Source organism: Pseudomonas sp. NGC7, from assembly GCF_047159675.1.
In the GTDB taxonomy this organism is placed as follows: domain Bacteria; phylum Pseudomonadota; class Gammaproteobacteria; order Pseudomonadales; family Pseudomonadaceae; genus Aquipseudomonas; species Aquipseudomonas kermanshahensis.
Genome location: NZ_BAAFZY010000001.1, coordinates 4,621,590 through 4,646,854 on the forward strand (window position 1 = coordinate 4,621,590; position 25,265 = coordinate 4,646,854).

Annotated in this window: 22 protein-coding genes and 1 pseudogene; 19 read left to right on the top strand and 4 right to left on the bottom strand. The window is 62.9% G+C overall.

What is annotated here, in order from left to right; genetic code table 11:
- Positions 1–135: 135 nt before the first annotated feature.
- The 13 genes from ACMCNM_RS20770 (at position 136) to ACMCNM_RS20830 (ending at position 14,165) form a co-directional block, all read left to right on the top strand.
- Complete coding sequence (locus ACMCNM_RS20770; protein ID WP_027592739.1) at positions 136–576, top strand: NUDIX hydrolase; 441 nt, start codon at positions 136–138, stop codon at positions 574–576.
- A 59-nt stretch (positions 577–635) separates the two neighbouring features.
- Positions 636–1,760 (top strand): tRNA 2-thiouridine(34) synthase MnmA, encoded by a 1,125-nt coding sequence (gene mnmA / locus ACMCNM_RS20775; protein WP_027592740.1) that lies wholly within the window; start codon positions 636–638, stop codon positions 1,758–1,760.
- Positions 1,757–2,383 carry a high frequency lysogenization protein HflD gene (gene hflD, locus ACMCNM_RS20780; protein WP_264309367.1) on the top strand — a complete coding sequence of 209 codons (627 nt, stop codon included), beginning with the start codon at positions 1,757–1,759 and terminating at the stop codon, positions 2,381–2,383. Before mnmA ends, hflD begins: the two co-directional genes overlap by 4 nt.
- Before the next feature lie 215 nt (positions 2,384–2,598).
- Complete coding sequence (gene purB, locus ACMCNM_RS20785; protein ID WP_027592742.1) at positions 2,599–3,969, top strand: adenylosuccinate lyase; 1,371 nt, start codon at positions 2,599–2,601, stop codon at positions 3,967–3,969.
- Positions 3,970–4,050: 81 nt separating this feature from the next.
- Positions 4,051–5,217, top strand: a complete 1,167-nt coding sequence (locus tag ACMCNM_RS20790; RefSeq protein WP_099428812.1) for a cupin domain-containing protein — start codon at positions 4,051–4,053, stop codon at positions 5,215–5,217.
- Positions 5,210–5,638, top strand: coding sequence for a GNAT family N-acetyltransferase (locus tag ACMCNM_RS20795; protein ID WP_060511170.1), 429 nt, complete (start codon positions 5,210–5,212; stop codon positions 5,636–5,638). The genes ACMCNM_RS20790 and ACMCNM_RS20795 overlap by 8 nt, the downstream gene beginning before the upstream one ends.
- Positions 5,639–5,874: 236 nt before the next feature.
- On the top strand, positions 5,875–7,833 hold the full coding sequence (locus ACMCNM_RS20800) for a DNA topoisomerase III (RefSeq protein ID WP_412765949.1): 1,959 nt from the start codon (positions 5,875–5,877) through the stop codon (positions 7,831–7,833).
- 164 nt (positions 7,834–7,997) lie between these two features.
- On the top strand, positions 7,998–9,287 hold the full coding sequence (locus tag ACMCNM_RS20805; protein WP_412765321.1) for an NAD(P)/FAD-dependent oxidoreductase: 1,290 nt from the start codon (positions 7,998–8,000) through the stop codon (positions 9,285–9,287).
- Positions 9,280–9,831, top strand: coding sequence for a helix-turn-helix domain-containing protein (locus ACMCNM_RS20810; RefSeq protein WP_099428809.1), 552 nt, complete (start codon positions 9,280–9,282; stop codon positions 9,829–9,831). The genes ACMCNM_RS20805 and ACMCNM_RS20810 overlap by 8 nt, the downstream gene beginning before the upstream one ends.
- Before the next feature lie 15 nt (positions 9,832–9,846).
- Positions 9,847–11,193: a glutamine synthetase family protein gene (locus tag ACMCNM_RS20815; protein WP_412765950.1), complete on the top strand. Its 1,347-nt coding sequence runs from the start codon at positions 9,847–9,849 to the stop codon at positions 11,191–11,193.
- A 417-nt stretch (positions 11,194–11,610) separates the two neighbouring features.
- The gene (locus tag ACMCNM_RS20820; RefSeq protein WP_412765322.1) at positions 11,611–12,441 is read left to right on the top strand and encodes an alpha/beta fold hydrolase; all 831 of its coding nucleotides are present in this window, start codon (positions 11,611–11,613) and stop codon (positions 12,439–12,441) included.
- Between the two features lie 144 nt (positions 12,442–12,585).
- Positions 12,586–13,335: an RHS repeat-associated core domain-containing protein gene (locus ACMCNM_RS20825; protein ID WP_412765323.1), complete on the top strand. Its 750-nt coding sequence runs from the start codon at positions 12,586–12,588 to the stop codon at positions 13,333–13,335.
- 50 nt (positions 13,336–13,385) lie between these two features.
- A complete protein-coding gene (locus ACMCNM_RS20830; RefSeq protein WP_412765324.1) occupies positions 13,386–14,165 on the top strand; it encodes a TSUP family transporter in 780 nt (259 codons plus the stop codon).
- Here ACMCNM_RS20830 and nudC read toward each other — a convergent pair.
- Positions 14,133–14,963, bottom strand: a complete 831-nt coding sequence (gene nudC / locus ACMCNM_RS20835; protein WP_027592752.1) for an NAD(+) diphosphatase — start codon at positions 14,961–14,963, stop codon at positions 14,133–14,135. The two genes, ACMCNM_RS20830 and nudC, sit on opposite strands and share 33 nt — an antisense overlap.
- 33 nt (positions 14,964–14,996) lie before the next feature.
- Positions 14,997–15,809, bottom strand: coding sequence for a crotonase/enoyl-CoA hydratase family protein (locus tag ACMCNM_RS20840; RefSeq protein ID WP_099428805.1), 813 nt, complete (start codon positions 15,807–15,809; stop codon positions 14,997–14,999).
- A 150-nt stretch (positions 15,810–15,959) separates the two neighbouring features.
- Between ACMCNM_RS20840 and nhaB the strand changes: the two genes are divergently transcribed.
- The 5 genes and pseudogenes from nhaB (at position 15,960) to ACMCNM_RS20865 (ending at position 19,906) form a co-directional block, all read left to right on the top strand.
- Positions 15,960–17,462: a sodium/proton antiporter NhaB gene (gene nhaB, locus ACMCNM_RS20845; RefSeq protein WP_186681223.1), complete on the top strand. Its 1,503-nt coding sequence runs from the start codon at positions 15,960–15,962 to the stop codon at positions 17,460–17,462.
- A gap of 92 nt (positions 17,463–17,554) precedes the next feature.
- On the top strand, positions 17,555–18,106 hold the full coding sequence (locus ACMCNM_RS20850) for a lipocalin family protein (RefSeq protein ID WP_186681225.1): 552 nt from the start codon (positions 17,555–17,557) through the stop codon (positions 18,104–18,106).
- Between the two features lie 82 nt (positions 18,107–18,188).
- Positions 18,189–18,488, top strand: a pseudogene (locus ACMCNM_RS20855) (NIPSNAP family protein); the annotation flags it as partial.
- On the top strand, positions 18,483–18,929 hold the full coding sequence (locus tag ACMCNM_RS20860) for an NUDIX hydrolase (protein ID WP_238217318.1): 447 nt from the start codon (positions 18,483–18,485) through the stop codon (positions 18,927–18,929). The pseudogene ACMCNM_RS20855 and the gene ACMCNM_RS20860, both read left to right, overlap by 6 nt.
- Before the next feature lie 17 nt (positions 18,930–18,946).
- Complete coding sequence (locus tag ACMCNM_RS20865) at positions 18,947–19,906, top strand: MBL fold metallo-hydrolase (protein ID WP_412765325.1); 960 nt, start codon at positions 18,947–18,949, stop codon at positions 19,904–19,906.
- 340 nt (positions 19,907–20,246) lie between these two features.
- On the opposite strand, the gene ACMCNM_RS20870 is transcribed toward ACMCNM_RS20865, so the two are convergent.
- Positions 20,247–21,530, bottom strand: coding sequence for a Zn-dependent hydrolase (locus ACMCNM_RS20870; RefSeq protein ID WP_186703736.1), 1,284 nt, complete (start codon positions 21,528–21,530; stop codon positions 20,247–20,249).
- A 121-nt stretch (positions 21,531–21,651) separates the two neighbouring features.
- Complete coding sequence (locus tag ACMCNM_RS20875; RefSeq protein ID WP_274885967.1) at positions 21,652–23,142, bottom strand: NCS1 family nucleobase:cation symporter-1; 1,491 nt, start codon at positions 23,140–23,142, stop codon at positions 21,652–21,654.
- Between the two features lie 625 nt (positions 23,143–23,767).
- Here ACMCNM_RS20875 and hydA point away from each other — a divergent pair.
- Positions 23,768–25,207 (top strand): dihydropyrimidinase, encoded by a 1,440-nt coding sequence (hydA, locus tag ACMCNM_RS20880; protein ID WP_027592759.1) that lies wholly within the window; start codon positions 23,768–23,770, stop codon positions 25,205–25,207.
- Positions 25,208–25,265 lie beyond the last annotated feature (58 nt).

A 25,265-nucleotide genomic window follows, 5' to 3' on the forward strand; every position in this document is an offset into this window, starting at 1 on the left:
TGCTTTGCAGCCCATCGCCAGCAAGCCAGCTCCCACAGGCAATGTGCATACCCTGAGATTTATGCACCACCTGTGGGAGCTGGCTTGCCGGCGATGGACCGCAACGCGGTCCCGGCAATCGACAAGGACACTTCAATGACCTGGCAACCCCACATCACCGTCGCCACCCTCGTCGAGCACGAAGGTAAATTCCTGTTCGTCGAAGAATTCAAAGCCGGCCAGCACGTCTTCAACCAACCCGCCGGCCACCTCGAACCCAACGAAACCCTGCCCCAGGCCGCCCTGCGCGAAACCCTCGAAGAAACCGCCTGGGAAGTCGAACTGACCGGCGTGGTCGGCATCTACCTGTACACCGCCCCCAGCAATGGCGTGACTTATCAGCGCATCTGCTTCGCCGCCCGCCCCGTGCGCCACCATGCCGACCTGGCACTGGACAGCGACATCGTCCGTGCCGTCTGGCTGACCCGCGACGAACTGCTGGCCGACCCCACCCGCTGGCGCAGCGAGCTGGTGCCGCGCTGCCTTGACGACTACCTCGCCGGCCCGCTGCACAGCCTCACGCTGCTGCGCGACTGACGTGCAGCCTCGGGTTTGATAGAATCGGCGTTTTTCCCCTCTGATACACATCGGTAGCCATGACCAGCCCAGCACTCAAAGACCCCGCCAAGACCCGCGTCATCGTCGGCATGTCCGGCGGCGTGGACTCCTCCGTCTCCGCCCTTCTGCTCATGGAGCAGGGCTACCAGGTGGAAGGGCTGTTCATGAAGAACTGGGAAGAGGACGACGGCACCGAATACTGCACCGCCCGCGAAGACCTGGCCGACGCCCAGGCCGTGTGCGACCGCATCGGCATCAAGCTGCACACCGCCAACTTCGCCGCCGAGTACTGGGACCACGTCTTTGAACACTTCCTCGAAGAATACAAAGCCGGCCGCACGCCTAACCCGGACATCCTCTGCAACCGCGAAATCAAGTTCAAGGCGTTCCTCGACTACGCCCTGTCGCTGGGCGCCGACCTGATCGCCACCGGCCACTACGTGCGCCGTCGCGACACCGGCGCGCTCACCGAGCTGCTAAAGGGCCTGGACCCGAACAAGGACCAGAGCTACTTCCTGCATGCGGTTGGCGGCAAAGAGATCGCCCGCACCCTGTTCCCAGTCGGGGAGTTGGAAAAACCAGAGGTACGCGCCATTGCCGAAAAGCATGGCCTGGCCACCGCCAAGAAGAAAGACTCCACCGGTATCTGCTTCATCGGCGAGCGCCGTTTCAGCGACTTCCTCAAGCAGTACCTGCCAGCCCAGCCCGGTGAAATCCAGACCACCGACGGCGAAGTCATCGGCCGCCACCATGGCCTGATGTACCACACCATCGGCCAGCGCCAAGGCCTGGGTATTGGCGGCCTGAAGGACGCCGGCGACGAGCCGTGGTACGTGCTGCACAAGGACCTGGCCCGCAATGTGCTGGTGGTCGGCCAGGGCAATGAACACCCTTGGCTGTTCTCCCGCGCCCTGCTCGCCTCGGAAATCTACTGGGTCAACCCGATCGACCTCAGCAGCCCGCGCAAGCTCACCGCTAAGGTGCGCTACCGCCAGAGCGACCAGCACTGCACCCTGGAACTGACCGAGAGCGGTTACCGCGCCGTGTTCGACGAACCGCAACGCGCGGTCACCCCAGGCCAGTCGGTGGTGTTCTATGACGGTGAGGTGTGCCTGGGTGGCGGCGTGATCGAGACTGCCGAGCCCTGGAGCCCGCGCGCATGAGCAACCTGCAGGAGCAATTGATTGCCCTGGGCGGCGTATTCCAAGCCGCCGTGCTGGTCGACCGCATCGCCCGCACCGGCCAGGCCAGCGAGGCCAACATCGGCTGCATGCTGGGTAGCCTGCTGGTGCGCGATCCCAAAGACACCCTGGAGGTGTTCGGCGGTGACGACCTCAACCTGCGGGACGGCTACCGCGCCCTGGTCGGCGCCCTGGAGCGCGACCCCAGCAGCCTGCAGCGCGAGCCCTTGCGCTATGCCCTGTCCATGCTGGGCCTGGAACGCCAACTGGCCAAGCGCGGCGACCTGCTCGACACCATCGGCAACCGCCTGCCGCAAATCCAGTCACAGGCTGACCATTTCGGCCTGGTTCATGAAAACGTCATCGCTTCCAGTGGCGCCTTGTACCAGGACACCCTGAGCACCTTGCGCCAGCGTATCCAGGTACACGGCGACATGCGCTTCCTGCAGCAGGCCAGCAACGCTTCCAAAATCCGCGCCCTGCTGCTGGCCGGCATCCGCGCCGCGCGCCTGTGGCGCCAGCTGGGCGGCCATCGCTGGCAGCTGGTGTTCAGCCGTCGCAAGCTGCTCAACGAACTGTACGACATGATGCGCAGCGCCAGCTGAGGGGCTGCGCTGATCCTTGTAGGAGCGGGCTTGCCCGCGAAGCAAGTGACTCGGTGGATGGCACCGGCTACACCGGTGTTCGCGGGCAAGCCCGCTCCCACAGGGTTTGCCACCAGCATCAAATAGGCCCGACCTTTGGTCAGCCACCCGACCCGGGCGCTTTTTTCATGTATGATATGCGCCCTTCCAAAAGCCTGACTGTCCGAGAACACCCCATGCAGCTTTCCTCGCTCACTGCGGTTTCCCCTGTAGACGGCCGTTATGCCGGCAAAACCCAGGCCTTGCGCCCCATTTTCAGCGAATACGGCCTGATCCGTTTCCGCGCCCTGGTCGAAGTGCGCTGGCTGCAGCGCCTGGCCGCCCACCCGCAGATCGGCGAAGTACCGGCGTTCTCCGCCGAAGCCAACGCCCTGCTGGACACTCTGGCCACCGACTTCAAGCTCGAGCACGCCGAACGCGTCAAGGAAATCGAGCGCACCACCAACCACGACGTCAAGGCCATCGAGTACCTGCTCAAAGAGCAGGCTGCCCAACTGCCTGAGCTGGCCAAGGTCAGCGAGTTCATCCACTTCGCCTGCACCAGCGAGGACATCAACAACCTGTCCCACGCCCTGATGCTGCGCGCTGGCCGTGACGACGTGCTGCTGCCGCTGATGCGCCAGATCGCCGACGCCATCCGCGCCCAGGCCCACGCCTTGGCCGACGTGCCGATGCTGTCGCGCACCCACGGCCAACCGGCTTCGCCGACCACCCTGGGTAAAGAGCTGGCCAACGTCGTGTACCGCCTGGAGCGCCAGATCGCCCAGGTAGCCGCCGTGCCACTGCTGGGCAAGATCAACGGCGCCGTGGGCAACTACAACGCCCACCTGTCGGCTTACTCGCAGATCGACTGGGAAGCCAACGCCCGCGCCTTCATCGAAGACGAGCTGGGCCTGCAGTTCAACCCGTACACCACGCAGATCGAGCCGCACGACTACATCGCCGAGCTGTTCGACGCAATCGCCCGCTTCAACACCATCCTCATCGACTTCGACCGCGACGTCTGGGGCTACATCTCCCTGGGCTACTTCAAGCAGAAGACCGTCGCCGGTGAAATCGGCTCGTCGACCATGCCGCACAAGGTCAACCCGATCGACTTCGAGAACTCCGAAGGCAACCTGGGTATCGCCAATGCGCTGTTCCAGCACCTGGCCAGCAAGCTGCCGATCTCGCGCTGGCAGCGCGACCTGACCGACTCCACCGTGCTGCGCAACCTGGGCGTGGGCTTCGCTCACAGCGTCATCGCCTACGAAGCCAGCCTGAAGGGCATCGGCAAGCTGGAAGTCAACACCGCACGTATCGCCGCCGACCTGGACGCCTGCTGGGAAGTCCTGGCCGAGCCGATCCAGACCGTCATGCGCCGCTTCAACATCGAGAACCCGTACGAGAAGCTCAAAGAGCTGACCCGTGGCAAGGGCATCACCCCTGAGGCGCTGCTGACCTTCATCGACGGCCTGGACATGCCAGCCGACGCCAAGGCCGAGCTCAAGCAGCTGACCCCTGCCACTTACATCGGTAACGCGGCAGCACAGGCCAAACGCATCTAAGCTGACCGTCGCGTTCAACGCCCGGCTTAGCCGGGCGTTTTTATTCCCGGACGAAAATTACGTTTTTTCAATAGGTTGAACATGAATCCTGATACTCCACTGCAGCTGCTGGGCGGCATCTCGGCCCGCGAATTCATGCGCGACTACTGGCAGAAGAAGCCCCTGCTGGTACGCCAGGCCTTCCCCGACTTCATCAGCCCGATCGAGCCCGACGAACTGGCCGGCCTGGCGCTGGAAGAAGAAGTCGAATCGCGCCTGGTGCTCGAACACGGCGAGCGCCCGTGGGAGCTGCGCCGCGGCCCGTTCGAAGAAGAGGTCTTCGCCACCCTGCCCGAGCGTGACTGGACCTTGCTGGTACAGGCCGTGGACCAGTTCGTCCCGGAAGTGGCCGAACTACTGGAAGAATTCCGCTTCCTGCCCAGCTGGCGCATCGACGACGTGATGGTCAGCTTTGCAGCCCCAGGTGGCAGCGTCGGCCCGCACTTCGACAACTACGACGTGTTCCTGCTGCAAGGCCACGGCAAGCGCAACTGGAAGATCGGCCAGATGTGCAACAGCGAGAGCCCGCTGATCGAGCACGCCGACCTGCGCATCCTCGCCGACTTCGAACAGAGCGGTGAGTGGACCCTGGAACCTGGCGACATGCTCTACCTGCCGCCGCGCCTGGCCCACTACGGCGTAGCCGAAGACGACTGCCTGACCTACTCGGTCGGCTTCCGCGCGCCAAGCGCTGCTGAAGTGCTGACCCACTTCACCGACTTCCTCGGCCAGTTCCTGCCGGACGAAGAGCGCTACAGCGACGCCGACGCCCAGCCGGTCAGCGACCCGCACCAGATCCAGCACGACGCCCTCGACCGCCTCAAAGGCCTGCTCGACAAGCACATGGGTGACAAAGACCTGCTGCTGACCTGGTTCGGCCAGTTCATGACCGAGCCGCGCTACCCGGAGCAGGTCGTGGGTGAAGAGCTCACTGAGGAACAGCTGATCGAAGCGCTGGAAGATGGCGCCATCCTGATCCGCAACCCAAGCGCGCGCATGGCCTGGTCCGAGCTCAACGATGACCTGATGCTGTTCGCCAGCGGCCGCAGCTGCCCGTTGCCGGCCAAACTGCGTGAGCTGCTGAAGCTGGTCTGTGCTGCCGATGCGTTACACATCGAAAACCTTGCAGAGTGGCTGCAGGATGAAGATGGCCTTATGCTGGTACAGCAGCTGATCAAACAAGGAAGCCTGGGATTCGCCAATGAATAAGATTCGTGTGCGCCTCGCCGACTGGCATAAGGACAACGCCGACATCCGCCGCATCCGTGAGGCGGTGTTCATTGCCGAACAGCACGTACCACCAGAGCTGGAATGGGATTCCGACGATCCAAGCGCTGCGCACTTCCTGGCGCTGGAAGGCGACTACCCAATCGGTACCGCCCGCCTGCTGCCTGACGGCACCATTGGCCGGGTCTCGGTGCTCAAGGACTGGCGCGGCCTGAAAGTGGGCGATGCACTGATGAACGCGGTGATCGTCGAAGCGCAGGACCGTGACCTGAAACAGCAGATGCTCAGTGCACAGGTACACGCCACGCCGTTCTACGAGCGCTTGGGCTTTCGCGTCGTCAGCGAAGAGTTCCTTGAAGCCGGCATCCCGCATGTGGACATGGTGCGCGACTCGCGCGCCTGATCCATAAGCCGTGGTTTCACTGACCCCTTCGCGGGGCAAGCCCGCTCCCACAGGTCCTCCACTGCATTCAGGATCAGTGCAAGACTTGTGGGAGCGGGCTTGCCCCGCGAAGAGGCCGGTACAGCCAAATACATCTCCCCAGACAAAAACCTGTACATCCATCCAGATAAAACTTGCCTCTGCGCCCCTGCTTGCGCATCCTAGTGCCCATCAACCCCGATGAAGCGTGCTCGGCCATGCGCCTGTTCCTCTGCGAAAAACCCTCCCAGGCAAAAGACATCGCCAAAGTGCTCGGCGCCAACCGCAAGGCCGACGGCTGCTGGCAAGGCACCGACGTCTGCGTCACTTGGTGCATCGGCCACCTGCTCGAAACCGCCCCGCCCGACAGTTATGACGAACGCTACAAGCGCTGGAACCTCGCCGACCTGCCGATCATTCCCGAAAAATGGAAGATGCTGGTCAAGCCCAAGACCGCCAGCCAGTTCAAGGCCGTCAAACGCCTGCTAGGCGAGGCGCGCGAGCTGGTCATCGCCACCGACGCCGACCGCGAAGGCGAAATGATCGCCCGCGAACTGGTCGAGCACTGCCGTTACCGCGGGCCGATCCAGCGCCTGTGGCTGTCGGCCCTTGATGATGCCTCCATCCGCAAGGCCCTGGCACGCCTGCTGCCGGGCCAGGAAACCTTCAGCCTTTATCACTCGGCGCTGGGCCGCTCCCGCGCCGACTGGCTGATCGGCATGAACATGAGCCGGCTATTCACCTTGCTCGGGCGCCAATCCGGCTACCAGGGCGTACTGCCGGTAGGCCGGGTACAGACCCCGACCCTGCGCCTGGTGGTGGACCGTGATCGCAGCATCGCCGACTTCGTCCCGGTACCGTTCTGGGCCATCGACGTGCAACTCGAACAGGCTGGCCAGGGCTTCAACGCTCAGTGGCGAGCACCAGAAGATGCTTGTGACGACCAGGGCCGGTGCCTCAACCAGGTGCTGGCGCAACAGGCTGCCGCCGACATGGGCAATGCGGGCACTGCCCGCGTGGCCAAGGTGGCGACTGAACGCGTACGCGAAGCCGCCCCCCTACCCTTCGACCTGGGCACCCTGCAGGAGCTGTGCTCAAAGAAGTTCGGCTTCGGCGCCCAGGAAACCCTCGACATCGCCCAGGCCCTGTACGAAACCCACAAATTGATCACCTACCCGCGCAGCGACTGTGGTTACCTGCCGCTGAGCCAGCACGCCGAGGCCCCCGCCATCCTTGCCGCCCTGCAGCGCGCCGATGCCAGCCTGGCGCCGCTGCAGGCTCACCTGGAGCCCCAGCGTCGCTCCCGCGCCTGGAACGACGCCAAGGTCAGCGCCCACCACGGCATCATCCCCACTGCCGCGGCCAGCGACCCCTCGCGCCTGCCCGCTAAGTACAAGGCGGTCTACACCCTCATCCGCGCCCGTTACCTGGCGCAGTTCCTGCCCAACCACGAGTACGACCGCACCCAGGCCGATTTCGACTGTGCAGGCCATGCCTTGCGTGCTGTGGGTAAGCAGATCGTCGAGCCTGGCTGGCGCCGTGCCTTGCCCGAGGCGCTGACCCCGGCCAAAGGCCGCGAGGCGCCGCCGGCCCAGGTTCTGCCAGCCCTGCGCGAAGGCCAGGACTGCAACGTGCAAGGGCTGCAACTCAAGGACATGTGGACCCAGCCACCCAAGCCCTTTACCGAAGGCGACCTGATCAAGGCCATGAAAAACGTCGCCAAACTGGTAGATGACCCGCGGTTGAAGCAGAAGCTCAAGGAAACCACGGGCATCGGCACCGAAGCGACACGGGCCAGCATCATCCAGGGCCTGCTCGACCGTGGTTATCTGGTCAAGAACGGCAAGGCCTTATCCGCGACGCCCGCAGCCTTCAGCCTCATCGACGCCGTACCCAGGGCCATTGCCGACCCCGGGACCACGGCCATCTGGGAGCAGGCACTGGACATGGTGCAGAGCGGTGAAATGAGCCTGGAAGAGTTCGTCGCCCGGCAGTCGGCCTGGATGGGCAAGCTGGTCGAGCGCTGCAGCGGCATGCGCATGACCATTACCGCGCCAGCGGCCGGCGCCGCGCCACCTTGGAAAAAGAAGCGCCGGGGGGGCGGCAAAAGTAAAGCCACCGGAAGCAAACCAGCAGCAGGCAAGCCAAGGCAACCTCGTAAAAAGGCAGCGACCTGAAGCCTGCACAGTACCTGTGGGAGCGGGCTTGCCCGCGAAGAGGCCGTCACAGGCGGCACTAAAACACAGCAAAAGCACAAAACCCGACCAACGCACTGGCGCCGTGAAATTTACCTGCTAAATTTTCATGAAAATAATCACAATAATTTTCATGAGGCACCGGCATGTTCAAGCAATCCGCGCAACACATCGCCAGCTATTACGCCCAGACCTACCCCACCCGCATTCCCCTGCGCCCCACCCTGCAAGGCCGCCACGATACCGACATCCTCATCGTCGGCGCAGGGTTCAGCGGCCTGCACACCGCCCTGAGACTGACCATGGCCGGCAAGCGTGTCACGCTGCTGGAAGCAAGCCGTGTGGCGTGGGCCGCTTCCGGGCGCAACGGCGGCCAAGCGTTGCTGGGCTGGTCGTGCGACATGCCACCGCTGGAGAAGGCCCTTGGCGTAGAACGCACCCGGCGCCTGTGGGACAGCATGTGCTGGGCGGCCGATGAAATGCGTGAGCTGCCACAGCGCCATGGCTTCGATATCGACTACCGGCTTGGCAGCTTGTGGACAGCCGTGCTACCGCGCCGCGTAAAAATGCTTGAAGAAGCCCTGCACGACGCCGAAACCAAATGGGGCTATGACGCCCTGCGCCTGATAGGGCGCGACGAGCTACCCCAGTGGATCGACAGCCCACGCTACCAAGCCGCGCTGTATGACGCCAAAGGCGCCCACCTCAACCCCCTCAAGCTCGCCCAAGGCCTTGCCAGCAATATCGAGGCAGCCGGTGGCCACATTTTCGAGCAAAGCCAGGTGCTCGGCTACCAGCAGACCGGCAACGGTTATGTGACCCGCACTGAGCATGGCGAGGTACACAGCCAAATCCTGGTACTGGCCTGCAACGCGTACATCGACCGCCTCGACCCGGCCCTGTCGCGCCGCTTGCTGCCCGTCGGCTCCTACCAGGTCGCCACCGCGCCCCTGGAAGCTGACGTCGCCAAGTCATTGTTGCCGCGCAACAGCTGCGTGATCGACAACCAGTTCGTACCCGACTATTTCCGCCTTACCCCCGACAACCGCCTGCTGTTTGGCGGCGGCTGCACCTACCTGGGCGGCATCCCCAAGGATGTGGCCAGCGCCACCCGCCCCTACCTTGAACGGGTGTTCCCGCAGTTGGCCGGCGTGGCCATCGACTATGCCTGGGGCGGCCACATCGACTGCAGCATCCAGCGCACCCCCGACATCGGCCGGGACGGCGAGCGCTATTGGTTACAAGGCTTCTCGGGCCACGGCGTGCTGCCGACCCTGGCCGGGGCGCGGGCGGTCAGCGATGCGATCCTTGGCAACGATGACCTGCTGGCGCTGTACCAAGGTATCGATAACGGCCGCTTCCCAGGCGGCGACTTGATGGCCGCACCGCTGGAAGCCGCAGCCAAAGCCTGGTACAGGTTGCGCGACCATGTCTGATGAAGTTCAAACACTGGCGCTGCTGATTCGCGACCTGCGCAAGCACCGCGGGCTGACGCTCGACGAGCTGGCCAGCAAGGTCAAGCGCTCACTGGGGTTTCTGTCCCAGGTCGAGCGCGGTTTGTCACGGCCAACCGTGGCCGACCTGACCGCAATCAGCGAAGCGCTGCACGTACCGACCACCTACTTCTACCAGGCCGGCCAACCCCGGCCGCTGGACTGGGTTACCCGACCGGGCGAGCGGCGCACCATTTACTACGCCGAAGGCATCAGCGATGTGCTGGTGTCGCCCACCTTGAATGGCGGCTTTTCCATGCTCGAAAGCCACTTGGCGCCCGGCGCCAGCAGTGGCGAGGGGCACCTGAACGACAGTTCCGAGCAAGGCGGTTTCGTCCTGGAAGGTGAGCTGACGCTGTGGCGCGATGGCCACGCCGAGGCCGTCACGCTCCGGCGCAACGACAGCTTTCAGCTGCCGCCGCACAGCCAGTTCCGCTACGCCAACCTGACCGACCAGACGACCCGGGTTCTCTGGGTCTTCCGATGAGAGCACAGCATGACCATCACAACAGGTTTTCCCGATCTGCTCAGTGAAGTACGCGCCTTCCGTGCCCGCTACCCCGAAGTACGCCATGTCGACCTGCTGAGCCTGGACATCCCCGGGCATTTCTACGGCAAGCGCTACCCCGTCGACATGCTGGAAAAGGTCGCCGCCGGCAGCCCGCTGAAACTGCCGCAGAACTGCGTGTTGCTAGGGGTACAGGGCGGGCTGTTCCCGATTGGTGACTACTGTTTCAGCGACGGCGACCCGGATGCCGTGCGGCGCCTGATCCCCGGCACCCTCAAGCCAGTCACCTGGGAGCGCGAGCCGCTGGGGCAGATGTTGATCAGCTCCGACGGCACCGCCGCGCCCATCGAGTTCGAGCCCCGGGAAGTGCTCACCCGCGTACTGCAACGCCTGGCGCGGCGTGGCATTCGCCCGGTGGTGGCGTTCGAGCTGGAGTTTTACCTGTTCGAGCGGGCACTGAAGGAAGGGCTGCCGCAGTGCCCCCGCGACCCGTTCAGCGAAGACCCGGACGATCAGCCCAACATGCACATCGAGCGCCTGTCGCGCTTCAGCGACGTGCTGCGCGACATGGTAGAAACGGCCAATGCCCAAGGGGTGGATGCCAATGTCATCACGGCCGAACTGGGGCCGGGCCAGTTCGAGATCAATTTCGGCCACTGCGACGACGGCCTGCGCGCCGCCGACTGGGCTGCCCTGTTCTGCCGCAGCACCCGTGGCGTGGCGCTCAAGCACGGGCTGCGTGCTTCATTCATGAGCAAACCCTACCTGCACGCCCCAGGCAGCGGCATGCATGTACACGTCAGCCTGTACGACAACGACGGCAACAACCTGCTGGCTGCCGATGGGCAACGCCCGCTGCGCCATGCGGTGGCGGGCTGCCTGGCGGTCCTGCCCCACTGCATGCCGATCTTTGCAGCCAACCACAATGCGTTCCGTCGCTACGGCGCCATGGTCAACGCCGCCAGCCGTGCGAGTTGGGGCTATGAAGACCGCGATGCGTGCATACGCATTCCCGAGTCCGATGTACGTAATTTGCGCATCGAGCATCGTCTGGCTGGCGCGGATGCCAACCCGTACCTGGTGCTGGCGGCGATCCTGTGCGGGATGGAGCATGGGCTGGATGCGGCGCAGGAGCCGATCACACCGCTGAACGAAGACCGCGGCAGCGGCATCGACTTCCCCAAGGACATGCTCAGCGCAGTCACCGCGATGCGCAGCCACCCCGCAGTGAATGAGGGGCTGGGGGAAGAATTCGTGATGGTGTATTGCGAGAACAAGCGGCAAGACCACTTGGCATTCATGCAAGAAGTCAGCGCCAGGGAGTACCGCTGGTTCCTGTAATGGCTCGATTGCCGGTGCCGGCCCTTTCGCGGGGCGAGCCCGCTCCCACAGGTTTACTACCAGGTTAAAGACGGTGATATACCTGTGGGAGCGGGCTTGCCCCGCGAAAAGGCCAGTACTGACAACACAGAAATCTCTCCTATTCTCAATAGCTCACTCCCACAGGTTTACTACCCGGTTAGAGACGGTGGTATTCCTGTGGGAGCGGGCTTGCCCCGCGAAAAGGCCAGTACTGACAACACAGAAATCTCTCCTATTCTCAATAGCTCACTCCCACAGGTTTACTACCCGGTTAGAGACGGTGGTATTCCTGTGGGAGCGGGCTTGCCCCGCGAAGAGGCCAGTACTGACAACTCAGAAATCTCACCTATTCTCAATAGCTCACTTGGCAATCCCCTGCACAGAGGAGACGCGACCATGAGCTACGTAACCACGAAGGATGGCGTTCAGATCTTCTACAAAGACTGGGGCCCGCGCGATGCGCCGGTCATTCACTTCCACCACGGCTGGCCGCTCAGTGCCGATGACTGGGATGCCCAGTTGCTGTTCTTCCTGGCCCAAGGCTTTCGCGCGGTCGCCCACGACCGCCGCGGCCACGGGCGCTCTAGCCAGGTGTGGGATGGCCATGACATGGACCACTACGCCGATGACGTAGCCGCCGTGGTCGACCACCTGGGCATCCAGGGTGCGGTGCATGTCGGCCATTCCACGGGTGGCGGCGAAGTGGTGCGCTACATGGCACGCTACCCCGGCGACAAGGTGGCCAAGGCGGTACTGATTGCCGCAGTGCCACCGCTGATGGTGCAGACACCGTCCAACCCAGGCGGCCTGCCCAAGTCGGTCTTCGACGGCTTCCAGGCCCAGGTCGCGAGTAACCGGGCGCAGTTCTACCGCGACGTGCCCACGGGGCCTTTCTACGGCTACAACCGGCCCGGGGCCAAACCGTCGGAAGGCATCATCGGCAACTGGTGGCGCCAAGGCATGATCGGCAGTGCCAAGGCGCACTACGACGGCATCGTGGCGTTTTCGCAGACTGACTTCACCGAGGACCTCAAGCGCATCACCCAGCCGGTGCTGGTCATGCACGGTGACGATGACCAGATCGTGCCTTACGAGAACGCGGGCCCTTTGTCGGCCAAGTTGCTGCCTAATGGCACGTTGAAGACCTACAAAGGGTATCCGCACGGCATGCCGACCACCCATGCCGATGTGATCAATGCGGATTTGCTGGCGTTTATTCGGAGTTGAGAGTTTTCAGGCCGATTGCTTGTTAAATGAAGTATCGCAATTGGCCTGTACTCACGCCTTCATGCAACTGGTAAAATTATCAGTTGCGCACCTATAGCCTCTGACTGAAAGTAGCCTGAACTGTATCCATCCAAGAGGTACGCCATGCAGGACTCCCTTCAGTACCAGCGCACCATAAAAGGCCGGCACCCCAACGAACGCTTCAATACGCTTGTTTATACAGCTTATGGTTACATCAATAAGCCACCCCCAGCCGTTTACCTTGGCTTCACTGGGCAGCGCTATGATAGCTTCACGAACTGCTATCTCCTCGGCGAGGGTTATCGCGCTTACAGCCCTTCACTGGCGCGTTTCTTATCTCCAGATAACCTAAGCCCATTTGGACAAGGAGGGCGAAATGCATATGCTTACGGTGCAAACGACCCAATTAATCATGTCGACCCCTCGGGTCATATGCCTAGCAAAAAAACCACAAACGTTGGTTACGTGAATTATTCTACTTCTGAGCAGGCATACCAGAAGATGAAATCCGTGTATAAGTCGAGAAAAGACTTGTATAAAAAAAGTAAAACGGAGCTAGTAAGTCTCGCACGTGACGCGACGCAAAGGATCGCCGGACTGGAGGAAGTTGACTGGGCCAGTCCATCCATCAAGAGGAAGTACCTTTTACGAGCCGCCGAACTCCCTCTGAAAAAGCAGCTTGTAACGCTAATATCTCAATATGACCCAGACGAGACAGAAGCGAACCTGAAATCTCATTACAACCAATATGTCGAGAACTTGGAAAAAAAGCTGATAGAGAAAAATTTAATAAAAAAGTCAACGTCCACGTCAACCTTGGAAACCTTGCTGAGCGATTCAAATTCAGACATCCGGCAGGCTGGGTTTACCTAGCAACGTAGCTGAAGCAGAATTCCACTTCCCGATTACCTTAGTCCCCAAAAATGCCCTTCGAACTCACCGTAGACCCCCTCACCCTACTCATCCTGGCCCTGGTCGCCTTCATCGCCGGCTTCATCGACGCCATCGCCGGCGGCGGCGGCCTGCTCACCACCCCGGCCCTGCTCACCGCCGGCATGCCGCCACACCTGGTGCTGGGCACCAACAAGCTCAGCTCTACCTTCGGCTCGGCCACGGCCGGCTTCACTTACTACAAGCGCAAACTGTTCCACCCCGCGCAGTGGCGCCCGGCGTTGTTCGCTACCCTGGTAGGCGCCTCGCTGGGTGCGGTGATCGCCCACTACCTGCCCGCCGAATGGCTGAACAAGATGCTTCCGGTCGTGGTCTTCGCCTGCGGCGTCTACTTGCTGTTCGGCGGCACGCCCAAGGCGCCGCTGGATGCCGACGCACCGATCAAGAAAAAATGGCAGGCCCCCCAAGGCTTCACGCTGGGTTTCTACGATGGCGTGGCAGGCCCCGGCACTGGCGCGTTCTGGACCGTGAGCACCCTGCTGCTGTACCCGATCGACCTGGTGCGCGCCAGCGGCGTGGCGCGCAGCATGAACTTCGTCAGCAACATCGCGGCGCTGACGGTGTTCATCATTTCCGGGCAGGTGGATTATGTCGTCGGCCTGTGCATGGGCCTGTCGGTGATGGTGGGTGCGTTCTTCGGCGCACGCACGGCGATCAGCGGCGGCAGCAAGTTCATCCGCCCGGTCTTCATCACCGTGGTGCTGGCGCTGACCGTGCGCCTAGCGTGGCAGCACTGGTTCGGGCAGGCCTAAGCGTTCAGCCACGTACAAATCGATCAGGTACCGGGCGATGGAACGCCCGGCCGGCAGCGGCGGCAGGTCATGCACGCTGAACCACTGGGCATCCTCGATCTCGTCGGGCTGCATGACGATCTCGCCGCCCGCGTACTCGGCATGGAACCCCAGCATCATCGAATGCGGGAACGGCCAGCACTGGCTGCCGACGTAACGGATGTTCTGCACCTCGACCGCTACCTCTTCACGCACTTCGCGCACCAGGCAATCCTCGGCCGACTCGCCGGGCTCGGCAAAACCCGCCAAGGTGCTGTAGACACCGGTGACGAAACGCGGCGAGCGCGCCAGCAGAATCTCGTCACCGCGGGTGACCAGCACGATCATGCTCGGCGAAATGCGCGGGTAGCTGCGCAGGTCGCAGGGCTGGCAGTACATCGCCCGCTCCCAACGGATTTGCGTCATCGCCTGGCCGCAGCTACCGCAAAAACGGTGCTCGCGTGCCCAGGTACCGATCTGCGCGGCATAACCCAGCACCTTGTACAGGTCGAAGTCGCCTTCGAGCATGAACGCGCGCAGGCCACGCCAGCTGCAACCCGGCAGGTCGGTGGCGCTGCGCAGTTCGAGCAGGAACACCGGCTCGCCATCGAAGTGACCGATACCATGCTCGCACAGCACGTCCAGGTCCTGGCGCTTGAGCCATTCGCGGGGGAACAGCGCGCCGTTGTCGTCCACCAGGAACCCTTCCGGGCTGCGAGCGACGGCCAAGCCCCCGGTGATCTGCGGGTCGAGTACTGCGGTAGTCCAGCGTGCTGACATGTCGGGGTTCCTTGCTGCGCGCCCCCGACCCAGTCAGTCGGCGAACGTCGGTTTCTGTTTGCTCATGTGCGCCGCCACGGCCACGCGCAGGTCTTCGGACTGCAGCATCGCGGCGTTCCAGGTGGCGATGTATTCAAGGCCATCGTCAATGCGGTGGTCACGCATGTAGCTGAGCATTTCCTTGGTGCCGGCCACGGCGATCGGCGATTTTGCGGCAATCTCACGGGCGATGGCAAAGACCCCGTCAAGCAGCGCGGCCTGATCATCATAGACCCGGTTGACCAGGCCGATGCGCAGCGCCTCATCGGCCTCGACGTTGCGCCCGGTGAATGCCAGCTCGCGCATGATGCCGTCGCCAATGATACGTGGCAAACGTTGCAGCGTGCCAACATCGGCGGCCATGCCCATGTCGATTTCCTTGATCGAGAACTGCGCATCTTGGCTGCAGTAGCGCATGTCGCACGCCGAGATGAGGTCGATGGCGCCCCCAATGCAGTAGCCCTGGACTGCCGCCAGCACCGGCTTGCGGCATTTGTCGACGGCATTGAACGACGCCTGCAGGCGCAAGATGGTGCTGCGCAGCAAGCGCGCATTACGGCCAACGTCCTTGCCCAACTGGCCGGCCAGCGAGGCCAGCATCATCAGGTCGATGCCGGCAGAGAAATGCTTGCCCGCACCGCTGATGACAACGGCGCGCACCGCATCGGTGTCGTCGACCCACTGGAAGATGTCGATGATCTCCTCCCAGAAGGCAGCGTTCATCGCGTTGACTTTCTCGGGGCGGTTGATCTGGACGTGGGCGATGCTATCAGTCAGTTCAACCTTGAACGCGCTGTACTCGGTCACGGGCGGCACTCCTGCTGGGAAAGGGTCATAACGCAGGATGTTAACCCAGCCAGGAGGCCGCACTTGTGCCAAAAGCAGGACGGCAAATCTTGCCTAAGTCGGCTCGATCCGGCACCGTGCGCCATCGCTGAATCATAAGGATACATATTCATGCCCCGCTCCCTGCCCGGTGCGCTCGCCCACAACTTCCTGGGCCAGTCACCGCTTTGGTATAAGGCTGTCATCGGCCTGTTCCTGGTGCTCAACCCCTTGCTGTTGCTGACTGCGGGCCCGGTCACGGCGGGCTGGGTGCTTGTGATCGAATTCATCTTCACCCTCGGCATGGCGCTCAAGTGCTACCCGTTGATGCCTGGCGGCTTGTTGCTGGTCGAAGCACTGCTGCTCGAGATGACCACCCCACAGGCCCTGTACGAAGAGCTGCTGCACAACTTTCCCGTGATCCTGCTGCTGATGTTCATGGTCGCCGGCATTCACTTCATGAAAGAGCTGCTGCTGTTCCTGTTCTCGCGGATCTTGCTCGGTGTGCGCTCGAAGGCGGCCCTGTCGCTGCTGTTCTGCGTGCTGTCAGCGTTCCTCTCGGCCTTTCTCGATGCGCTGACAGTCACGGCGGTGATCATCAGCGCTGCCGTGGGCTTCTACGCGGTCTTTCACCGCGTTGCTTCGGGTGCCAACCCGCGTGAAGAAAGCGCGCTCGACAGCGACCAGCAGATCCCGCAACTGCACCGTGAAGACCTCGACCAGTTCCGCGCCTTCCTGCGCAGCCTGTTGATGCACGGTGCGGTCGGCACTGCATTGGGCGGCGTGTGCACGCTGGTGGGCGAACCGCAAAACCTGCTGATCGGCCATGAAATGGGCTGGCACTTCGCCGACTTCTTCCTCAAGGTCGCCCCGGTGTCGTTGCCGGTGCTCGGCGCCGGGCTGTTGACCTGCGTAGCGCTGGAAAAACTACGCCTGTTCGGCTACGGCACACTGATGCCCGAACGCGTGCGCCAGGTGCTGGCCGCCTACGCCGCCGAAGATGACGCCGCCCGTACGCCGGCCCAGCGTGCCGCGCTGTGGGTACAAGGCAGCGCCGCGCTGATCCTGATCATCTGCCTGGGCCTGCACATTGCCGAAGTGGGCCTGATCGGCCTGTTGGTGATCGTGTTGATCACTGCGTTCACCGGCATCACCGACGAACACCGCCTGGGCCGGGCCTTCCAGGATGCCATGCCGTTCACCGCGCTGTTGGTGGTGTTCTTCGCCGTGGTCGCGGTGATCCATCAGCAGCAGTTGTTCAGCCCGCTGATTGCCTGGGTACTGGCACTGCCTGCCGAACAACAACCGGGCATGCTGTACCTGGCCAACGGTTTGCTGTCGGCGATCAGCGACAACGTGTTCGTCGCCACTATCTACATTACCGAGGTCAAGCAGGCCTTCATGAACGGTGGCATGAGCCGCGAGCATTTCGAGACGCTGGCGGTGGCGATCAATACCGGCACCAACTTGCCGAGCGTGGCAACGCCGAATGGGCAAGCGGCGTTCCTCTTCCTGCTGACCTCGGCGATTGCACCACTGATCCGCCTGTCGTACGGGCGCATGGTGTGGATGGCGTTGCCCTATACCGTGGTCATGGGTGGGCTGGGCTGGTGGGCGGTGACTTACTGGCTGTAAAACCTGGCGGCGTGGGGATATTCGATACAACTTTTCCCGCACGCCCGCATCGAAGCAAAGGTAAATCCCCATCCGCTTCAAGGAGGTTCGCTATGGCGATGCGCACGGCACTGATGCTTTCCTGCATGACCCTTGCCCTGGTCGGCTGCGCGGGTTCGAACGATGAACACCGCACGCCGCCGACCACCCAGCAGGTCGACCTGCAACGCTACCAGGGCACCTGGTATGAGCTGGCGCGCCTGCCAATGTTCTTTCAGCGCAACTGCGTTCAATCCGAAGCGCGTTACGGCTTGCGTGAGGACGGGCGCATCGACGTCAACAACCGCTGCAAGGAAAAGGACGGCCAATGGAACGAGGCCAAGGGCATCGCCGAAGCCCAGCAACCGGGCAAGACTGACAAGCTCTGGGTGCAGTTCGACAACTGGTTCAGCCGGCTGGCTCCGGGCCTGACCAAGGGTGAGTACTGGGTGCTTTACCACGACAAGGACTACCGCGTGGCCCTGGTCGGGCACCCCAACCGCGAGTACCTGTGGTTGCTCTCGCGCACGCCGGCAATCACCGACCAGGAACGCGAGGAACTGCTGTCGATTGCCCGCAAGCAAGGCTACGACACCAGCAAGCTGATCTGGCGCCAGGAGGGCTAGCCCGCCGCGCGGCTGGCATGTCGACGACGCGGGGCAATCAGGCTAAGGTGTGCGCCCCGCCTCCCCTCGAAGGAACGAGCCGTTGATCACCTGCCACGTCAAATACACCGTCGACCCTTACCAGCTACCGGCCTTCGAAGCCTATTCGCGCCTGTGGATGCGCCTGGTCACGCGCATGGGCGGCAAGCACCATGGCTATTTCCTGCCTGCCGAAGGTGCCAACAACATCGCCTACTGCCTGTTCAGTTTTTCCAGCCTGGCCGCCTACGAGCAGTACCGCAAGCAGGCAGAGACCGACCCGGAATGCATCGCTGCAGTTGCCCTGGCCACTGAGCAACGGTTCATCCTCAGCTATGAACGCAGCTTCCTCAAGCCGTTGCTCGAACCGCGCATTCGCTCGCTGGCGCTGTGCGTTTTCCATCACCAAGGGAAGATTCTGGTCAACGTCTTCGACGACCCGGTGACGCAGCAGACGCTGTGCCGCCCACTCGGGGGTGGCATCGAGTTTGGTGAGCGGGGCCGTGACGCCATCGCCCGGGAAATCGAAGAAGAACTGGGGCAGTCGATCAGCGATGTGCGGTTGCTCGGCACGCTGGAGAGCTTGTTCCACTATGCCGATACGCCGGGGCATGAGATTGTGCAGGTATTCGATGCACGCTTCGACGACGCCAGCCTTTACCAGCAGCCCTGGGTAGAAGGCCGCGAGTCCGACGGCAGCCCCTTCCGCGCCCGGTGGTGCGACAGCGCCGACTTCGACCGCATCGGCCCGCTTGTGCCGCAGGGCCTGCAAGCGTTGTTGCGCGACCTGTCGCTGCTGGGCTGAAGCAAAGGAGCCTGATCATGGACCTGCTGTTTCTAGGCACCAGTGCCGGGGTGCCGACCAAGGCCCGCAACGTCAGTGCCACGGCCCTCATCGAGGCCAGCGGCAGCCACTGGTACCTGATCGATTGCGGCGAAGGCACGCAGCATCGGCTGCTACAGACGCCGCTGTCGATACGCGACCTGCGCGGCATCTTCATCACCCACGTACACGGCGACCATTGCTTCGGCCTGCCCGGCCTGCTGGCCAGCGCCGGGATGAGCGGGCGTACCCAGCCGCTGGATATCATCCTGCCCGCCGCCCTGCATGACTGGGTGCGCCTGGGCTTGACCGCCAGCGACACTTACCTGCCTTTCGAGGTGCGCCTGCTGGCCGTTGAAAGCCTGACTGACTGGCGTAGCGAGACGCTGCAGGTCAGTACCGTGCAGCTGTCGCACCGGGTGCCGAGCGTGGGCTTCGTGCTCACCGAGCTCAACCCTGAGCCGCGCCTGGACGTGCAGCGCCTGGATACCGAAGGCATTCCACGCGGGCCGTTGTGGGGCGACCTGGCCAAAGGGCTGTCGGTCGAGCATGAGGGGCGGACCCTGCACGGCCAGGACTACCTGCGCGCATCGCGGCCGGCGCGACGGGTGATCGTGTGCGGTGACAACGACAACCCCGAGCTGTTGGCGGAGGCGGCCAAGGGCGCGGATGTGATGGTGCACGAAGCGACCTTTACCCAGGCGGTCGTCGAGCGCACGGGGGCTACGTTCGGCCACAGCACAGCGGCGCAAGTGGCACGGTTTGCCGAGGCGGCGGGTGTGCGCAACCTGGTGCTCACGCATTTCAGCGCACGCTACCAGGGCGATCCGCGGCGCAGCCCGTGCATCGACGATGTACGTGTGGAGGCCCTGGCGCATTACAGCGGGCATCTGACCTTGGCGCAGGACCTGCAGCGGTATCACATTGGGCGGGATGGGTGTCTTGTGGTGGTGGGGTAGATAGGGTTGCGGCTGATAGGTGCATACCGTTAGGGCTGTGGCGCCTATGAGATCGAGCGCCGCCCACGCGGCGCATCGCGAGCAACGCTCGCTCCTACGTTTGTTTCGGGCCAATTATTCCTGGGGCAAACGCGCGCGACCGCCCTGGCGTATGGCTCGATATCGCGTCGAACAAACAAGGCGGTCGCGCGCGCCTGCCACAGGCGTTATTGGCCAAAAACAAACGTAGGAGCGAGCGTTGCTCGCGATGCGCCGCGCGGGCGGCGCTCGATCTCATAGGCGATGAAAACCTCCCGCCAGGCACCTGTCAGCCGAACCACCCCTTCAAGACATACACCCCCTACGCCGCCAACCGCCCACTGGCAATCGCCTCCGACGCCGCCAGCATCGCCCGCAACAACACCGCACACCCCGCCGCCAGGTCCTCCGGCGTGGCGTTCTCGATTTCGTTGTGGCTGATGCCATTCTCGCAAGGCACGAAGATCATCCCCGCTGGCCCCAATTCGGCCAGGAAGATCGCGTCATGCCCCGCTCCACTGACGATATCCATGTGCGGCAGGCCCAGCGCACCTGCCGAATCGCGCACGGCATCGACGCAGGCCTTGTCGAAATACAGGGCCGGGAAATCCGCCGTAGGGATCAGCTCATGCGCCAGGCCATGCTTGGCGCAGGTGCTCTCGATCACCCCACGCACCTCGGCAATCATCGCGTCCAGTTGCTCGCCTTCAAGGTGACGGAAGTCCAGGGTCATGCGCACCTCACCCGGGATCACGTTGCGTGACCCCGGGTAGGCCTGCAGGCAACCCACCGTGCCACAGGCATGTGGCTGGTGCCCAAGGGCCGTACGGTTGACTGCCTCGACCACGGCGGCAGCGCCCACCAAGGCATCCTTGCGCAAGTGCATGGGCGTTGGGCCGGCATGGGCTTCGACCCCGCGCAGGGTCAGGTCGAACCACTTCTGGCCCAGCGCACCCAACACCACGCCGATGGTCTTGGCCTGGTCTTCAAGGATCGGCCCCTGCTCGATATGCGCTTCAAAATAAGCCCCCACCGGGTGGCCGAGTACCGCGCGCTGGCCGGCGTAACCGATCGCATCGAGCGCCTCGCCAACACTCACCCCCTGTGCATCACGCTTGGCCAGCGTCTCTTCCAGCGTGAACTTACCGGCGAACACCCCAGAGCCCATCATGCAGGGGGCAAAGCGCGAGCCCTCCTCGTTGGTCCACACCACCACTTCCAACGGCGCTTCGGTTTCAACGCCGAGGTCGTTGAGGGTGCGGATCACCTCCAGCCCGGCCATCACCCCATAACAGCCATCAAACTTGCCGCCGGTGGGCTGGGTATCAATATGGCTGCCGGTCATCACCGGTGGCAGCTTGGGGTTGCGCCCCGGGCGGCGGGCGAAAATATTGCCGACCGCATCGACACTCACGGTGCAACCGGCTGCCTCGCACCACTCGACGAAGAGGTCGCGGGCCTGGCGGTCGAGGTCGGTCAGCGCCAGCCGGCAAACACCGCCTTTGGCCGTGGCGCCGAGGCGGGCAAGGTCCATCAGCGATTGCCACAGGCGTGCGCTGTCAACATGGCGGGCGGTGGTCTTGAGGATATCGTGGACTGGAGTCATGGGTTTTCCCCTCAGGCTTTTTTGTTGTTTATCAGGGCCTCTTCGCGGGCAAGCCCGCTCCCACATTGAACGTGCCGTAGCCTGTGGGAGCGGGCTTGCCCGCGAAGAGGCAAACTCAGTATCACGGCAACGGCTTGGCCAACCGCGCCGGGCTGCGCGCCGCCAAGCCACCCAGGACGTAATACAACGCCCCACCCAGCAGCGAGCCGGTGAACCAGCCATAGTCGTAGAACCAGCTGAAGCTGCTGTTGCCGATCGACATCACGGTCAGCGCCACCGGGACGCCGAAGGCGGCAAACCCAGCCCAGTTCCAGGCCGGATACACGTCATCGCGGTACAACCCCGCCAAGTCCAGGCGCTGGCGACGGATCAAGAAGTAGTCCACCACCATGATCCCGGCAATCGGCCCGAGCAGGCTCGAGTAACCCAGCAACCAGTTCGAATAAACGCTTTCCAGGCTCAGGTCCGAGACGATCCAACCCAGCTTCTTGAGCAGTTCATGGCCCATCAGCGCCAAGCCGATAAACCCGGTCAGCCACACCGCGCGGCTTCGCCCGATCAGGCGTGGCGCGATGTTCTGGAAGTCGTTGGTGGGCGAGACGATGTTCGCCGCCGTGTTGGTCGACAACGTGGCGATCACGATCAACGCCATGGCCAGCGCCACCCAGCCCGGGCTTTGGATCTTGCCGATCAGGCTGACCGGGTCAGACACCGTTTCACCCACCAGCGACGCGGACGCTGCGGTCAGCACCACACCCAATGCCGCAAACAGGAACATGGTCAGCGGCAGGCCGAAGATCTGCCCCAGTATCTGGTCCTTCTGGCTTTTGGCGTACCGGCTGAAGTCGGGAATGTTCAGCGAGAGCGTGGCCCAAAAACCGACCATGGCGGTGAGCCCGGCACAGAAGTAGCTGACCACGCTGGCGCCCTCTGGCCGCTTGGGCGGCTGCGCCAGCAACTCGGTCATCGACATGTGCGGCAGTGCCCAGAACAGCAGGCCCACGCCCACCGCCACCAGCAACGGCGCCGAAAGCGTTTCGAGCCATTTGATCGACTCCGCCCCGCGCAACACCACCCACAAGTTAAGCGCCCAGAAGATCATGAAGCCGATCACCTCCCCGGTGCCCTCCAGAGCCTTCCAGCCATCGAACATCGAGCCGAGGAACAGGTGAATGGCCAGGCCGCCGAACATCGTCTGGATGCCGAACCAGCCGCAAGCGACCACCGCGCGAATCAAGCACGGCACGTTCGAGCCGAGGATGCCAAACGAGGAACGCAACAGCACCGGAAACGGGATGCCGTACTTGGTGCCAGGGAACGCGTTGAGGGTCAGCGGGATCAGCACGATGAGGTTGGCCAGCAAAATGGCCAGCAGCGCCTCGCCCACGCTCAGGCCAAAGTAGGCCGTGAGCACGCCGCCGAGGGTGTAGGTGGGCACGCAGATGGACATACCCACCCACAGGGCGGTGATGTGCCATTTGTTCCAGGTGCGTTGGTGCACCTTGGTGGGTGCGATGTCGTGGTTGTAGCGCGAGCTGTCGAGCACGTCAGTGCCTGCCTCCAGCTCGAACAGGCCATCCTGCTCGATCACTTGCGATCTGCTCTGTTGCATGGGGCCTTCTCCAGGTTTTTCTAATTGTTTGCTCATCGGGCTAAAGCGATGGCCGGAGTACACACACCACCAGTACTGCTCCTCCGGTCCGGCCTGGCGGTTGTGGCCGTACTCAAATTACGTGCCGGGTTGGCCTGAGCCGTCCCGGGTGGCCGCCGCCGACCGGAGGTAATCAACTGAACTGAAAGGCATTTATCGACGCAAAGCGAAAGCACGGTTATCCCTTCGCCTGCCTGTTGCGCCCGCTCAAGCCAGGCTTGCGTCCGGCGCGTGTTTCAAACCGGTGCAGCCTGTTTTTTCAGCCACGCGGCAGGCGTCTTCTGGCCCGCTATCAAGCAGCTGATTTTGCATGGAAAATCTTGACCAATTTGGCTTCTTGTCAAGTGCGTCAAAATGGTGAAAGGCCTCACCATTTTGGTGATTAAAACAATAATTGTTTAAATATCAATAAGTTACAAAAGTTCTAAGCTCATAAATTATTTTCTTGAACAATCCCAAATCACCATCTAGATTCCATTCTTGTCAGGCCTGACAGGATTGTAGGCTACCCTTCGATCACCGGCAGTCACTGGCGTATAACAATTCAAGAACCGGCTCAGACCGGTCAGCCTGCGAGGAAGACGGCATGTCCCTGTTGATCCGTGGTGCCACCGTGATCACCCACGAAGAGCGTTACACCGCCGATGTCCTGTGTGTCGATGGCCTGATAGCGGCCATAGGCGCAAACCTCGAACCGCCCACCGACTGCGAAATCCTCGACGGCAGTGGCCAGTACCTGATGCCCGGCGGCATCGACCCGCACACCCACATGCAACTGCCCTTTATGGGCACCGTGGCCAGCGAAGACTTCTTCAGCGGCACCGCTGCCGGCCTGGCCGGTGGTACCACCTCCATCATCGACTTCGTCATACCCAACCCGCAGCAATCATTGCTGGAGGCCTTTCACACCTGGCGTGGCTGGGCGCAAAAGAGTGCCTGCGACTACGGCTTCCACGTCGCCATCACCTGGTGGAGCGAGCAGGTCGCAGAAGAGATGGGCGAGCTGGTGGCCAACCACGGGGTGAACAGCTTCAAGCACTTCATGGCGTACAAGAACGCCATCATGGCGGCCGACGATACCTTGGTCGCCAGCTTCGAGCGCTGCCTGCAACTGGGCGCGGTGCCTACCGTGCATGCCGAGAACGGCGAGCTGGTCTACCACCTGCAGAACAAGCTGCTGGCCCAAGGCCTGACCGGGCCAGAGGCACACCCGCTGTCGCGCCCTTCGCAGGTCGAAGGCGAGGCGGCCAGCCGTGCTATCCGTATTGCCGAAACCATCGGTACGCCGCTGTATGTGGTGCACATCTCGAGCCGCGAAGCCCTGGACGAGATCACCTACGCTCGGGCCAAAGGCCAGCCGGTGTACGGTGAGGTACTGCCAGGCCACCTGCTGCTCGACGACAGCGTCTACCGCAATCCGGATTGGGCCACGGCCGCAGGCTATGTAATGAGCCCGCCCTTCCGCCCGCGGGAACACCAGGAAGCCCTGTGGCGCGGCCTGCAGTCGGGCAACCTGCACACCACCGCCACCGACCACTGCTGCTTCTGCGCCGAACAAAAGGCCATGGGCCGCGATGACTTCAGCCGCATCCCCAATGGCACCGCCGGTATCGAAGACCGCATGGCGGTGCTGTGGGATGCCGGAGTCAACAGTGGGCGCTTGTCGATGCAGGAATTCGTCGCGCTGACCTCCACCAACACGGCCAAGATCTTCAACCTGTTCCCGCGCAAGGGCGCGATTCGCGTCGGTGCCGACGCTGACCTGGTGCTGTGGGACCCGCAGGGCACGCGGACGATTTCGGCGCAAACCCACCACCAGCGTGTGGACTTCAACATTTTCGAAGGCCGCACCGTTCGCGGCATCCCCAGCCACACCATCAGCCAGGGCCGTGTGCTGTGGGCCGATGGCGATTTGCGCGCCGAGCCTGGCGCCGGTCGTTACGTGGAGCGCCCGGCCTACCCCTCGGTGTACGAGGTGTTGGGCCGCCGCGCCGAGCAACAGCGCCCGACACCCGTTCAGCGCTGAGCATTACCCGCACTGCACCTGCACTGCCGTACCGGCCCTGAAGAGGCCGGGCGGCGCC